This is a genomic window from Kitasatospora sp. NPDC034023 (assembly GCF_055575795.1).
In genome coordinates this window covers 54186-66374 of record NZ_JBVIRY010000014.1, presented here as the reverse complement: position 1 = coordinate 66374, position 12189 = coordinate 54186, and the positions used below count along the sequence as shown (strand labels likewise).

Genomic DNA, 12189 nt, shown 5'->3' with positions numbered 1-12189 from the left:
CGACCATGCGCTACCGCGTCCTCGGCGGCACCGGCATCGAGGTGAGTGCCCACTGCCTCGGCACCATGATGTTCGGCCACATCGGCAACCCCGACCACGACGACTGCGCCCGGATCATCGACACCGCGATCGACCGGGGCATCAACTTCATCGACACCGCCGACATCTACTCGGCGGGCGAGTCCGAGGAGATCGTCGGCAAGGCGCTGGCCGCGCGCGGCGACCGCGACGAGATCGTGCTCGCCACCAAGGCGCACTTCCCGATGGGCGAGGGCCGCAACCGGGGCGGCAACTCGCGGCGCTGGATCGTCCGCGAGGTCGAGGAGAGCCTGCGCCGGCTGCGCACCGACTGGATCGACCTCTACCAGATCCACCGGCCGGACCACACCACCGACATCGAGGAGACCCTGTCCGTCCTGGGCGACCTCGTCCGGGCCGGCAAGATCCGCGCCTTCGGCTGCTCGACCTTCCCCGCCGAGCAGTTGGTGGACGCCCACCACATCGCCGAGCGCCGCGCCCTGCCGCGCTTCCGCACCGAGCAGCCGCCGTACTCGCTGCTCGCCCGAGGCGTCGAGCGCGACGTGCTGCCGGTGGTCCAGCGGCTCGGCATGGGCGCGCTGACCTGGGGCCCGCTCGCCGGCGGCTTCCTCACCGGCCGCTACCGCCAGGGCCGCCCGGTGGACCTCACCCAGGGCCGCGCCGCCATCAACCCGGGCCGCTTCGACCCGGCGCTGCCCACCACGGCCGCCAAGCTGGAAGCCGTCGAGGCCTTCACCGCCCTCGCCGAGGAGCTCGGCCGCACCCTGCCCGAGCTGGCCCTCGCCTTCCCCGCGGCCCACCCGGCGGTCACCTCGGTGATCATCGGCCCGCGCACCATGGAGCAGCTCGAATCCGCGCTCAAGGCCGCCGACCTGGTCCTGGACGACGCCACCCTCGACCGCATCGACGCCATCGTCCCGCCCGGCACCGACCTCTACCAGGCCGACGGCGCCTGGCAGGCCCCGTCCCTCACCACCCCCGCCCTCCGCCGCCGCCCCGCCCCCGACCGCCCGGCCGCCTGACCCGTCCCCGCGCCGCTCCGGCCCGCCCGGCCCGCCCGGCCCGCCCGGCCCGCCCGGCCCTCGCGGCCGGGCGGGTGAGCGGGGTCCGGCGCTATCCCCTCGGGGCGGCGAAGCAGTGGACGGTGACCGTACGGCCGGAGGGCCACTGCTGGTCGGCGCTGCCGAGGTGGGCCCAGCCGAGACGGCGGTAGAGGGCGACGGCCGCGGTGTCGGTGGCCAGGACGTCGAGGACCGGGTGCAGGCCGAGCGCCCGCGCGTGCGTCACGGCGCAGGCGAGGAGGCGGGCGCCGATGTGGTGGCCGCGCGCCCCGGGGGCGACATAGAGGCGGCCGATGACGGCGGTGAGCTCCGGGCGGCCCCCGGTGCGGTGGCTCCACCGGGCGGGGGCGAGGTCGCCCGGGGCGCTGCGGGCGAGGCCGACGTGGCCGGCGAGCCGGCCGTCCGACTCGGCGATCCAGGCGGCGAGCAGGCCGTCCGGGGTGAGCCAGGAGGCGGGGCGGTCGGGCCAGTCGGCGGGGTAGCCGTCGGCGCTGTGGACGTCGCCCAGCACCCGGACGCAGTCGGCCAGGTCGTCACCGCGGCGCGGTCGGACCAGCACCCCCGCCCCGGTCTGCCGTGAGCCGGACGCGACGACGTCGGCGCGTTCTTCAAGGTCTGCCATGCCGGTACGTTACCGGCCGGCCTTCACCGTCGCAGCAGGTCGACGACCCCGGTCAGGTCCTCCTCGCCGCTGCCGACCTCCAACCGCCGCTCCATCAACCGGAAGTACGGCTCCAACAGTTCGGCACTCACCCCCTGCTCCTCGGCGGTGCGCAGCAGCGTGCCCTTGCCCGCCACCTGCATCGCCAGACTGGACACCACGCCCTTGGTGTAGTCGCCGCTCTCCAGCTGCACCGCGGTGCCGGCGATGGTCCGGGTCATCGCGGTGACGTAGTCGCCGAGCAGCGGCGCGAGGTCGCCCGGCGCGACGGCTTCGCCGCGGAACAGCGCGAAGGCGTGCGCGACCCCGGCGAACATGCCGTACATCGCACTGAGCAGCGCCACGTCGTGCAGGGCCGCGTACCCGGCGTCCTCGCCCACGTACCGGGTGCCGGCGGGCGCGGCGAGGGCCGCCCGGTGCTCCTCGAACAGCTCCGCCGAGCCGCTGTAGAAGACGTACGGCCCGGCCGCCGGGACGCCGATCATCGGCGGGACGGCCATGATCCCGCCGTCCAGGTAGCGGGCACCGTGCCGTGCGGCCCAGGCGGCGCGGGTGCGGGCCTGCCCGGGGGTGCTGGTGACCAGGTTGACCAGGTCCTTGCCGGCCAGGTCGACGCCGGCCAGCGCCTCGTCCACGGACGCGTCGTCGAGCAGGCAGACGACGACCAGGCGGTTCGCCGCGACCGCCTCGGCGGCGGTGGAGGCGACCGTGGCACCGCGGCCGACGAGCGCGTCGGCGCGGGCGGCGGTGCGGTTCCAGACGGTCAGCGGATGCCCGGCGGTGAGCCAGGCGTCGGCCAGTGCGGTGCCCATGGCACCGAGGCCGAGCAGGGTGAGCGGGGTCCTGACCGCGTGCTCGGACGGATTCTCGGGGGCGGTCTCGGGAGCGTTCTCAAGGAGCTCGTTCGTCATGGGAGTCAGCCTCCGCGCCGCCCCCGGGAACGATCAAGTACGCACTTCGAAGTGGGTGGTTACCCTGAAGTGAGCATCCAGGTCGAGGGGTTCGGAAGGGGTGGGCATGGCGACCGTGCCGAGGCCGGGGGCGTACATCTGTGGGACGGACGCCGCGATGGACGTGATCGGCGGCAAGTGGAAGGTGTCGATCCTCTGGGCCCTGGGCGAACGCCCGAGCTGCCGCTTCGGCGAGCTGCGCCGGCTGCTGCCGGGGATCACCGAGAAGGTGCTGGCCGCGCACCTGCGCGAGATGGAGGCGCACGGCATCGTGCACCGGGAGGCGTACGACGAGGTGCCGCCCCGGGTCGAGTACACGCTGACCGAGGCGGGGCGCCGCCTCAACACGGCGCTGGGGCCGCTGGGGGACTGGGGACGGGAGCACGTCCTGGGCCGGGCGCCGTACCCGGCCTGACCTGCCCCGCGCCTTCCGTCCCGCGTTTTCCCGTTCCGTGTTTTCCCGTTCCGCTACGCGATCGCGGCCGACACCACCGCCGCCACCGCGATGTTGCAGCTGGCCGACACCCACACCGCCGGGTGCGGCTCCGGCTCGACCAGGACGGCGCCGAGCTTGCCGGGCGTCAGCAGGTCCACCAGCCAGAACGCGAGGGCCATCAGCACCAGCCCGAGCAGGCCGTAACAGGCCGTCGAGACCAGACCCTTGGCGAAGTCGGCGTAGGTGTACATGATCGCGGTGAAGACGATGCCGCCGATGCCGAGCAGCGCGGAGCTGAGCAGGACCGCGGCGTTGTGGTTGCGTTCGACCCAGATCTGGTGGCCGAGCTTGCCGGGCGTCAGCAGGTCCACCAGGCCGACGCCGAGGAGCAGCAGCACCACCCCGAGGGCGCCGTAGGCCGCCGCCGCGCCGAGCCCGTGCAGGATGTCGTTCATCGTGGTTCCAGCCCCCGGTCCGCCCTCGCCGTACGCCCCGACCGGCTGGTCAGAGCCCCTGACCGGCCTGGTCAAGGGTTGGCAAAAGATACCCCACACGGGTGAGAGGCGGACCGGGGATCCGGAAAGCGGGACGGGTCAGTCCTCCTCGTGCACCAGGTGGTCGACGCAGGCCGCGATGGCCAGCAGCAGGCCGGTGTCCGCGCCGTCGGCGATCTCCACCCCGTAGGTGTCCCGGATCCGGAACCACTTGCGGCTGATCCGGGCCAGCTCGTCGCCGTGGTCGTTCTCGACCCGGTAGTCCTTGTCGATCAGGTTGCCGTGGATCTTCAGCTCGCCGCCGGAAGCCAGGTCCACCAGGTACTTGTCGCGGAACGGGGTGAACAGCTTCTCCCGGACGGTCGCGATCACCTCGCCCTCGGCGTCCTCGATCTTCATCGCGTCGCGGACGGTGAGCATCTTCTCCTTCACCACCGCGACCACCCGGCCGTGCGCGTCCTTCAGCTCGAAGGTGTGCCGCAGCCGCAGCACCTTGCCGTCCACCAGGTACGCCTTGTGGCCCTGGTCGTCCTCGATCCAGTAGTCGTCGCCGACCGCGAACAGCTTCTCCCTGACCAGATACCGCACCGCGGAACCTCCTCCGTGTTGACGTCGGCCCCATTCGACCCTGTTCCCCCGCCCGCCGAAAAGCACCGCCACGAAGCACCCGCCGGAAACCCCGTCGCACGACGGCATCCGGTCGCGTTCAATACCGCCATGCACCCCGACCCCACCGCCGCCCCGTTGCACAGCGAGCGCCTCGACCTGCTGCCGATCGCCCCGGAGCACGCCGAGGAACTGGCGGCCGCACTCGCCGACCCGGCCCTGCACGCCTTCACCGGCGGCCGCCCGGCCACCGCGGAGGAGATGCACGCCCGCTGCGCCCGGCTCGCCGCCGGCTCCCCCGACCCGGCCGAGCAGTGGGGCAACTGGGTCCTGCGGCTGCGCGCCGACGGCGCCCTCCTCGGCTACGTGCAGGCCACCGTCCGCCCCGACGAAGCCGAACTCGCCTGGGTGGTCGGCACCCCCTGGCAGCGCCGCGGCCTGGCCACCGAGGCCACCCGCGCTCTGCTCGACCACCTCACCGCCGCCGGCGTCACCACCGCCGTCGCCCACATCCACCCCGACCACCACGCCTCCGCCAGGGTCGCAACCGCCCTCGGCCTGCACCCCACCGCCCGCACCCAGGACGGCGAAACCCGCTGGCAGGCCGACCTCACCCGCCGGTGAGGTTGTGACGCAGGGGTCCGCCCGCTCCGGAATGCGGGCAGGTGCGATGCGGTTTGATGGGGTTATGGCATCTCGTGCACGTGTACGCGCCCCCGAGCTGGTCGGGGCAGGCGGTTGGTTGAACACCGGCGGCAAGGAGCTCACGCTCGCCGACTTCCGGGGCAAGATCACCGTCCTGGACTTCTGGACCTTCTGCTGCATCAACTGTCTCCATGTCCTGGACGAGCTGCGGGAGTTGGAGGAGAAGCACCGCGACACGGTGGTGATCGTCGGGGTGCACTCGCCGAAGTTCGTGCACGAGGCCGACCATCAGGCCGTGGTGGACGCCGTCGCCCGGTACGAGGTGCATCACCCGGTGCTGGACGATCCGGCGCTGGCCACCTGGAAGCAGTACGCCGTGCGGGCCTGGCCGACGCTGGTGGTGATCGACCCGGAGGGGTACGTGGTCGCCCAGCACGCCGGTGAGGGGCACGCCCACGCGATCGCCCGCCTGGTCGAGGAGCTGGAGGCCGAGCACGCCGCGAAGGGCACGCTGCGCCGTGGCGACGGCCCGTACGTGGCGCCGGAGCCGACCGCGGGGGATCTCAGGTTCCCCGGCAAGGCGGTGCGGCTGCCGAACGGGCACTTCCTGGTCGCCGACTCCGGCCATCACTCGCTGGTGGAGCTGGCCGAGGACGGCGAGACGGTGGTGCGCCGGATCGGCGACGGGCAGCGCGGCCTGGTGGACGGCACCAGCCCTCGGTTCAGCGAGCCGCAGGGCCTGGCGCTGCTGCCGGAGGGCTCGGAGTACGACGTGGTCGTGGCCGACACCGTCAACCACGCCCTGCGCGGCCTGCGGCTGGCCGACGGCAGCGTGACCACGCTGGCCGGCACCGGCCGCCAGTGGTGGCAGGGCTCGCCCACCGAGGGCCCGGCCCGCGAGGTGGACCTCTCCTCGCCGTGGGACGTCGCCTGGTTCGACGGCCGGGTGTGGATCGCGATGGCGGGCGTGCACCAGCTGTGGGCGTACGACCCGGCGGCCGGCGAGGTCGGCGTCGCGGCCGGCACCACCAACGAGGGTCTGGTGGACGGGCCCGTCGCCGAGGCCTGGTTCGCCCAGCCGTCCGGCCTCGCGGTCTCCGCGGACGGCGAGCGGCTCTGGGTCGCCGACTCCGAGACCTCGGCGCTGCGTTCGGTTTCACGTGAAACCAAGACGGTCCAAACCGCCGTCGGCACCGGCCTGTTCGACTTCGGCCACCGCGACGGCGCGGCCGACCAGGCCCTGCTCCAGCACCCGCTGGGCGTCACCGTGCTGCCGGACGGCTCGGTGGCCGTCAGCGACACCTACAACCACGCGCTGCGCCGCTACGACCCGGCGACCGGCGAGGTCAGCACGCTGGCCACCGACCTGCGCGAGCCCTCCGGGGCGGTGCTGGTGGACGGCGACATCGTGGTGGTCGAGTCGGCCCGGCACCGGCTGACCAGGCTGCGGCTGCCGGAGGAGGCGGTGCGGGTCGAGTCGGTGGCGCACCGCACCCAGCGCGCGGCCACCGAGGTCGCGCCGGGCGCCTTCCGGCTGGACGTGGTCTTCTCGGCGCCGAGCGGCCAGAAGCTGGACGAGCGTTACGGCCCGTCCACCCGGCTGCTCGTCAGCGCGACCCCGCCGGAGCTGCTGGTCTCCGGTGGGGGCGCGGACAGCGACCTCTCCCGGGAGCTGGTGCTCTCCGACGAGGTCGCCGAGGGCGTGCTGCACGTCTCGGCGATGGCGGCCTCCTGCGACGACGACCCGGGGATCGAGTACCCGGCCTGCCACGTGCACCAGCAGGACTGGGGCGTGCCGGTGAAGCTGGTCGCCGGCGGTGCCCGCCGCCTCCCGCTGGTCCTGGCCGGGATGGAGTAGCCCCCGGACGACACGGGGCCCGGACGACCGGACGACACGGGGCCCGGCTCGCAAGCCGGGCCCCTGTCGTACCGGAGGTGCTCAGCCCTCCAGGAAGGCCTTGATCGCGCTCGCCAGCAGGTACGGGTCCTCCGCGCCGCACAGCTCGCGCGCCGAGTGCATGGAGAGCGCCGCGATGCCGCAGTCCACGGTCTTGATGCCCAGGCGCGCCGCCGTGATCGGGCCGATCGTCGTTCCGCAGGGCATCGCGTTGTTGGAGACGAAGGTCTGCCACGGCACGCCCGCCTTCTCGCAGGCGGCCGCGAACACCGCCCGGCCGACGCCGTCGGTCGCGTAGCGGTTGTTGACGTTGACCTTGAGGATCGGCCCGCCGTTGGGCATCGGGTGGTGGCCCGGCTCGTGCCGCTCGCTGTAGTTCGGGTGGACGGCGTGGCCCATGTCCGAGGAGAGGCAGACGGTGCCGGCGAGCGCCCGGACGCGGTCCTCCGGGGTGCCGCCGCGGGCGTGGATCGTGCGGTCCAGGACGTTGCCGAGCAGCGGGCTCTGCGCTCCGGTGTCGGACTCGCTGCCGGTCTCCTCGTGGTCGAAGGCGGCCATGACCGGGATGTACGGCAGCTCGGCGGCGCCGTCGGCCGTGGCGGCGGCGGCGAGCGCGGCGGTGGCGGCGTGCACCGAGAGCAGGTTGTCCAGGCGCGGGCCGGCCAGCAGTTCGCGGTCGCGGCCCAGGTAGGAGGCGGGCTGGACGTCGTGCGTCATGAGGTCCCAACCGACCACGTCGGCGGCGGCCAGGCCGGCCCGCTCGGCGACGTAGGAGATCAGGGAGCCCTCGTCGACCGGGCCGAGGCCCCAGATCGGGGTGAGGTGGCGCTGCTTGTCGAGCTTCATGCCCTCGTTGACCTGGCGGTCCAGGTGGATGGCGAGCTGCGGCACGCGCAGCAGCGGCTCGTCCAACTGGACGAGCCGGGCGGTGCCGTCCTTGAGCGCGAGTCTGCCGGAGATGCCGAGGTCCCGGTCCAGCCAGGTGTTCAGCGGGACGCCGCCGTAGATCTCCACGGCGACCTGCCGCCAGCCGGCCGAGCCGGTGTCAGGCAGCGGCTTGACCCGCAGGTTGGGCGAGTCGGTGTGGGTGCCGACGATCCGGAACGGGGTCTCGGGGCCCGTCCCTTCCGGCAGGTACCAGGCGATCAGTGCGCCGCCGCGGATCAGGTACCGCCCGCCGGCGGCGCCGTCCCAGGCGTCCGTCTCGGCGACCTGCCGGAAGCCCGCCTTCTCCAGCCGCTCCGCGGCGCTCGCGACCGCGTGGTACGGGGACGGCGAGGTGCCGAGGAACGCGATCAGATCGTCGCTGTGCGTCCGGTCGAAAAAAGCCTGGCGGGCGGCGGTCGACATACTGCTCCTGGGTTGAGGGAGGGCCGAAGCCGGATGGGGAGTCGACTTCGCACGTTGAGCATATGCCCGTACACGGACAGGGCATTCGGAAGCTCTCAACCCGGACACAACCGTGAACGACCCGCAACACGCGCCGCCCGCCGGGCGGATACTCCCTGGTCGCGTACGGTCAGCAGGCCGTGAAGCCGACGGCCACCGGGGAGAGCACCGCAGCAAAGCACCGCGGAAGAGCACGGAGGAAGAGCACGGAGGAAAGCACCGGCGAAAAGCGCCCGGGGAAAGCGCCCGGGAAAAGGGCCGGGACACACCGAAGGGCCCGGTGGCAGCCGGGCCCTTCGGTGTGAGGGTTTTCGTCAGGCAGTCAGAAGGTGCAGGAAGGCCTTAGAAGGCCTCCTCCGCCAGCTCCATGATCTCGTTGTCGATGCCCTCGGCGATCACGCGCTGCGGCGTGACGGTCGGCAGGACGTTCTTGGCGAAGAAGCGGGCCGCCGCGACCTTGCCCTGGTAGAAGGGGATGTCCTTCTCCGAGGCGCCGGCCTCCAGCTTGGCGAGGGCCACCACGGCCTGGCGCAGCAGCAGCCAGCCGACGACGACGTCGCCGGAGACCATCAGCAGGCGGGTGGTGTTGAGGCCCACCTTGTACATGTTCTTGACGTCCTGCTCGACCGAGGTCAGGTCGGCGAGCAGCTTGCCGACGATGGCCTCCAGGTCGCCCGCGGCCTTGGCGAGCAGCTCGCGCTCGGCGGCCAGGGCGTCGCCGCCGGCGGCGGAGCCGAGGAACTTCTGGATCTGCTCGGACAGCGCGGTGAGCGCCTGGCCGCCGTCCTTGACGATCTTGCGGAAGAAGAAGTCCTGGCCCTGGATGGCGGTGGTGCCCTCGTACAGGGTGTCGATCTTGGCGTCGCGGATGTACTGCTCGATCGGGTACTCCTGCAGGTAGCCGGAGCCACCGAAGGTCTGCAGGGACTGGGCGAGCTGCTCGTAGGACTTCTCCGAGCCGTAGCCCTTGACGATCGGCAGGAGCAGGTCGTTCAGGCGCTCGGCGGCCTCGTCCTGCTCGCCGCGCAGCTTGGCCGCCATCATGTCGTCCTGGGTGGACGCGGTGAACAGGACCAGCGCGCGCATGCCCTCGGCGTAGGCCTTCTGGGTGAGCAGCGAGCGGCGCACGTCCGGGTGGTGGGTGATGGTGACGCGCGGGGCGGTCTTGTCCAGGAACTGCGAGATGTCGGCGCCCTGCACGCGCTCCTTGGCGTACTCCAGCGCGTTCAGGTAGCCGGTGGAGAGGGTGGCGATGGCCTTCGTGCCGACCATCATGCGGGCGAACTCGATGATCTTGAACATCTGGCGGATGCCGTCGACCTTGTCGCCGAGCAGCCAGCCCTTGGCCGGGTGCTTGGCGCCGAAGGTCATCTCGCAGGTGTTCGAGGCCTTGAGGCCCATCTTGTGCTCGACGTTGGTGGCGTAGACGCCGTTGCGCTCGCCGAGCTCGCCGGTCTCCCAGTCGAAGTCGAACTTCGGGACGATGAAGAGGCCCAGGCCCTTGGTGCCCGGCTTACCGCCCTCGGGGCGGGCCAGCACCATGTGGATGATGTTCTCGGACATGTCGTGCTCGCCCGAGGTGATGAAGCGCTTCACACCCTCGATGTGCCAGGAGCCGTCCTCCTGCTGGATCGCCTTGGTGCGGCCGGCGCCCACGTCGGAGCCCGCGTCGGGCTCGGTGAGGACCATGGTGGAGCCCCACAGGCGGTCGGTCATCCGCTTGGCGACCTCGAGCTGCGCCTCGGTGCCCTCCTCGGCGATGACGCCGGCGAAGGCCGGGCCGGAGGAGTACATCCAGATGGCCGGGTTCGAGCCGAGGATCTGCTCGGCGAAGGCCCAGATCAGCGAGTTCGGGGTGACCTGGCCGCCGATCGACTCCGGGATGCCCAGGCGCCACCACTCGGCGTCCATGAAGGTCTGGTAGCTCTTCTTGAACGCGGCCGGGATCGGCGCGGTGTTGGTCTCCGGGTCGAAGACCGGCGGGTTGCGGTCGGTGTCGGTGAAGGACGCGGCGAGGTCGTTCTCGGCCAGGCGCGAGATCTCGCTGAGGATGTTCTTCGCGGTCTCGACGTCCATGTCCGCGAACGGTCCGGTGCCGTAGACCTGCTCGCGGCCGAACACCTCGAAGAGGTTGAACTCCACGTCACGCAGGTTGGACTTGTAGTGACCCATGGCCGTTTTCTCCGGTTCGTCGCTTCCGGGAGACCGCCGCGTTCCGGCGTCCCGTACCCACCAGTAGGCATCATGATGCTACCCAGCGGTAACTTGGGCAAGCCCTCGACGGTGAATCCGCTATGAACGTGGTCACGTCCCACAGTCCCGGCGACCACTCCTTGTCAGGATCGGCGCCAGCGCGGGCGGGTGCGCTCCCGCTAGCCTGTCCGTGTGTACGGATATGACCAGAACGCATACCCGGGCGACCCCTACCAGCAGCAGGCGGGACCGCAGCCGGGCATGAACGGCATGCCCGGACCGGACGCCTACGGCGCGCAGGCACAGACGGACCAGCAGTCGCTCTACCCCGAACCCTCCCCGCCCTCGCTGGCGGACGCGGTCCGGGCCTTCACCACCGGCTCGATGGCGGTCGAGGACTTCCAGGCGATCTTCATCACCTCGAAGGTGCACTGCCCGCGCGGCGAACGCCCCGGCTTCCTCGCACTGCACAACACCCCGACGCCGGTGATCCCGATGTTCAGCTCGCTGAAGGAGCTGCGCCGCTACGCCGGCAAGGACTCCAAGCACTTCACCGTCACCGGCGCCGAGGTCCTGGACCTGCTGCCGACCGGCTACGGCTTCGCGCTGGACATGGAGGGCGAGCACCGGATGGTGTTCGACGCCAAGGCCGTCGAGCAGATGGTCGACTTCACCATGCGCCGGATGTACGGCTAGTCCACCCTGTAAGGAAGAGGAGCCCGCGCTCCTCCGTCGCTACATAGTTCAATTTTCAACTTGCTTGTTGTTGAGAATTGAACTAACCTCGTGCACGTAGGCCGAAGAACCCCCCTCGAAGGAGGCCGACATGCCCGCCGTGACCGTCGACAACCCGCTGACCCTTCCCCGCGTCACCACGCCGGACGCTGCCGTCACGAGCGCCCGCCCGGTCCGCACCGTGGTCACCGCCCCCGAGGGCTTCGAGGGCGAGGGCTTCCCCGTCCGCCGCGCCTTCGCCAAGATCGACACCAAGTACCTCGACCCGTTCATCATGATGGACCAGATGGGCGAGGTGGACTACGCGGCCGGCGAGCCCAAGGGCACCCCCTGGCACCCGCACCGCGGCTTCGAGACCGTCACCTACATCATCGACGGAACCTTCGTGCACCAGGACTCGCACGGCGGCGGCGGCGTCATCACCGACGGCGACACCCAGTGGATGACGGCCGGCTCCGGCCTGCTGCACATCGAGACCCCGCCGGAGTCGCTGGTGATGTCCGGCGGCCTCTTCCACGGCCTCCAGCTGTGGGTGAACCTGCCCGCCTCGGACAAGATGATCGCCCCGAAGTACCAGGACATCCGCGGCGGCAGCGTCAAGCTCCTCAGCACCGAGGACGGCGGCGCCCTGCTCCGGGTGATCGCCGGCGAGCTCGACGGCCACCAGGGACCCGGTGCCACCCACACGCCGATCACCATGATCCACGCCTCGGTGAGCCCCGGCGCCCAGGTCACCCTGCCCTGGCGCTCCGACTTCAACGCCCTCGCCTACGGCCTGGCGGGCAAGGGCTCGGCCGGCCAGGAGCGGCGCCCGTTCCACAGGGGCCAGGCGGTCCTGTTCGGCGACGGCGACTCGATCACCCTGCGCGCCGACGAGAACCAGGACTCCCGCAACCCCAACTTCGAGGTCGTACTGCTCGGCGGCCTGCCGATCCGCGAGCCGGTCGCCTGGTACGGACCGTTCGTGATGAACAGCCACCGCGAACTCCAGCAGGCCATGGAGGACTTCCAGGCCGGCCGCCTCGGCACCGTCCCGGCCTCCGGCAGGTAAGGCGGACAGGTCCGGGCACCGACCCGGAGGGG

The 12189-nt window shown here is 71.7% G+C and carries 12 protein-coding genes; 6 read left to right on the top strand and 6 right to left on the bottom strand.

Annotated features, from left to right (window positions below):
- Positions 1-5: 5 nt before the first annotated feature.
- Positions 6-1061 carry an aldo/keto reductase gene (locus ACZ52R_RS19830; protein ID WP_465753815.1) on the top strand — a complete coding sequence of 352 codons (1056 nt, stop codon included), beginning with the start codon at positions 6-8 and terminating at the stop codon, positions 1059-1061.
- Positions 1062-1152: 91 nt separating this feature from the next.
- On the opposite strand, the gene ACZ52R_RS19825 is transcribed toward ACZ52R_RS19830, so the two are convergent.
- Both ACZ52R_RS19825 and ACZ52R_RS19820 read right to left on the bottom strand, forming a co-directional pair.
- A complete protein-coding gene (locus ACZ52R_RS19825) occupies positions 1153-1722 on the bottom strand; it encodes a GNAT family N-acetyltransferase (RefSeq protein WP_465615687.1) in 570 nt (189 codons plus the stop codon).
- Positions 1723-1745: 23 nt separating this feature from the next.
- Positions 1746-2672 carry an NAD(P)-dependent oxidoreductase gene (locus tag ACZ52R_RS19820; protein WP_465753814.1) on the bottom strand — a complete coding sequence of 309 codons (927 nt, stop codon included), beginning with the start codon at positions 2670-2672 and terminating at the stop codon, positions 1746-1748.
- Between the two features lie 106 nt (positions 2673-2778).
- Here ACZ52R_RS19820 and ACZ52R_RS19815 point away from each other — a divergent pair, with 106 nt between their 5' ends.
- Positions 2779-3126, top strand: a complete 348-nt coding sequence (locus tag ACZ52R_RS19815) for a winged helix-turn-helix transcriptional regulator (protein WP_360497923.1) — start codon at positions 2779-2781, stop codon at positions 3124-3126.
- Positions 3127-3179: 53 nt separating this feature from the next.
- Here ACZ52R_RS19815 and ACZ52R_RS19810 read toward each other — a convergent pair whose 3' ends face one another.
- Positions 3180-3602, bottom strand: coding sequence for a DUF350 domain-containing protein (locus ACZ52R_RS19810; RefSeq protein ID WP_360497925.1), 423 nt, complete (start codon positions 3600-3602; stop codon positions 3180-3182).
- Positions 3603-3740: 138 nt separating this feature from the next.
- The gene (locus ACZ52R_RS19805; RefSeq protein WP_360497927.1) at positions 3741-4229 is read right to left on the bottom strand and encodes an LURP-one-related/scramblase family protein; all 489 of its coding nucleotides are present in this window, start codon (positions 4227-4229) and stop codon (positions 3741-3743) included.
- Between the two features lie 129 nt (positions 4230-4358).
- Here ACZ52R_RS19805 and ACZ52R_RS19800 point away from each other — a divergent pair, with 129 nt between their 5' ends.
- Together ACZ52R_RS19800 and ACZ52R_RS19795 are read left to right on the top strand one after the other, a co-directional pair.
- Positions 4359-4871, top strand: coding sequence for a GNAT family N-acetyltransferase (locus ACZ52R_RS19800; RefSeq protein ID WP_465615683.1), 513 nt, complete (start codon positions 4359-4361; stop codon positions 4869-4871).
- Positions 4872-4935: 64 nt separating this feature from the next.
- Positions 4936-6750 (top strand): NHL domain-containing thioredoxin family protein, encoded by a 1815-nt coding sequence (locus ACZ52R_RS19795; RefSeq protein WP_465753813.1) that lies wholly within the window; start codon positions 4936-4938, stop codon positions 6748-6750.
- A gap of 81 nt (positions 6751-6831) precedes the next feature.
- Here the strand turns inward: ACZ52R_RS19795 and ACZ52R_RS19790 are convergent, their stop codons facing one another.
- Together ACZ52R_RS19790 and ACZ52R_RS19785 are read right to left on the bottom strand one after the other, a co-directional pair.
- Complete coding sequence (locus ACZ52R_RS19790; protein ID WP_465615679.1) at positions 6832-8139, bottom strand: M18 family aminopeptidase; 1308 nt, start codon at positions 8137-8139, stop codon at positions 6832-6834.
- Positions 8140-8520: 381 nt separating this feature from the next.
- On the bottom strand, positions 8521-10350 hold the full coding sequence (locus ACZ52R_RS19785) for an acyl-CoA dehydrogenase (RefSeq protein WP_465661677.1): 1830 nt from the start codon (positions 10348-10350) through the stop codon (positions 8521-8523).
- 213 nt (positions 10351-10563) lie between these two features.
- Here ACZ52R_RS19785 and ACZ52R_RS19780 point away from each other — a divergent pair, with 213 nt between their 5' ends.
- Positions 10564-11067, top strand: coding sequence for an SseB family protein (locus tag ACZ52R_RS19780; protein WP_396288965.1), 504 nt, complete (start codon positions 10564-10566; stop codon positions 11065-11067).
- A 130-nt stretch (positions 11068-11197) separates the two neighbouring features.
- Positions 11198-12157, top strand: coding sequence for a pirin family protein (locus ACZ52R_RS19775; protein WP_360497937.1), 960 nt, complete (start codon positions 11198-11200; stop codon positions 12155-12157).
- Positions 12158-12189 lie beyond the last annotated feature (32 nt).

Excerpts from the sequence above, each read along its gene's own strand:
- ACZ52R_RS19830 (WP_465753815.1), top strand. The coding sequence starts at position 6 with ATGCGCTACCGCGTCCTCGGCGGCACCGGCATCGAGGTGAGTGCCCAC.
- ACZ52R_RS19825 (WP_465615687.1), bottom strand. The coding sequence starts at position 1,722 with ATGGCAGACCTTGAAGAACGCGCCGACGTCGTCGCGTCCGGCTCACGG.
- ACZ52R_RS19820 (WP_465753814.1), bottom strand. The coding sequence starts at position 2,672 with ATGACGAACGAGCTCCTTGAGAACGCTCCCGAGACCGCCCCCGAGAAT.
- ACZ52R_RS19815 (WP_360497923.1), top strand. The coding sequence starts at position 2,779 with ATGGCGACCGTGCCGAGGCCGGGGGCGTACATCTGTGGGACGGACGCC.
- ACZ52R_RS19810 (WP_360497925.1), bottom strand. The coding sequence starts at position 3,602 with ATGAACGACATCCTGCACGGGCTCGGCGCGGCGGCGGCCTACGGCGCC.
- ACZ52R_RS19800 (WP_465615683.1), top strand. The coding sequence starts at position 4,359 with ATGCACCCCGACCCCACCGCCGCCCCGTTGCACAGCGAGCGCCTCGAC.
- ACZ52R_RS19795 (WP_465753813.1), top strand. The coding sequence starts at position 4,936 with ATGGCATCTCGTGCACGTGTACGCGCCCCCGAGCTGGTCGGGGCAGGC.
- ACZ52R_RS19790 (WP_465615679.1), bottom strand. The coding sequence starts at position 8,139 with ATGTCGACCGCCGCCCGCCAGGCTTTTTTCGACCGGACGCACAGCGAC.
- ACZ52R_RS19785 (WP_465661677.1), bottom strand. The coding sequence starts at position 10,350 with ATGGGTCACTACAAGTCCAACCTGCGTGACGTGGAGTTCAACCTCTTC.
- ACZ52R_RS19775 (WP_360497937.1), top strand. The coding sequence starts at position 11,198 with ATGCCCGCCGTGACCGTCGACAACCCGCTGACCCTTCCCCGCGTCACC.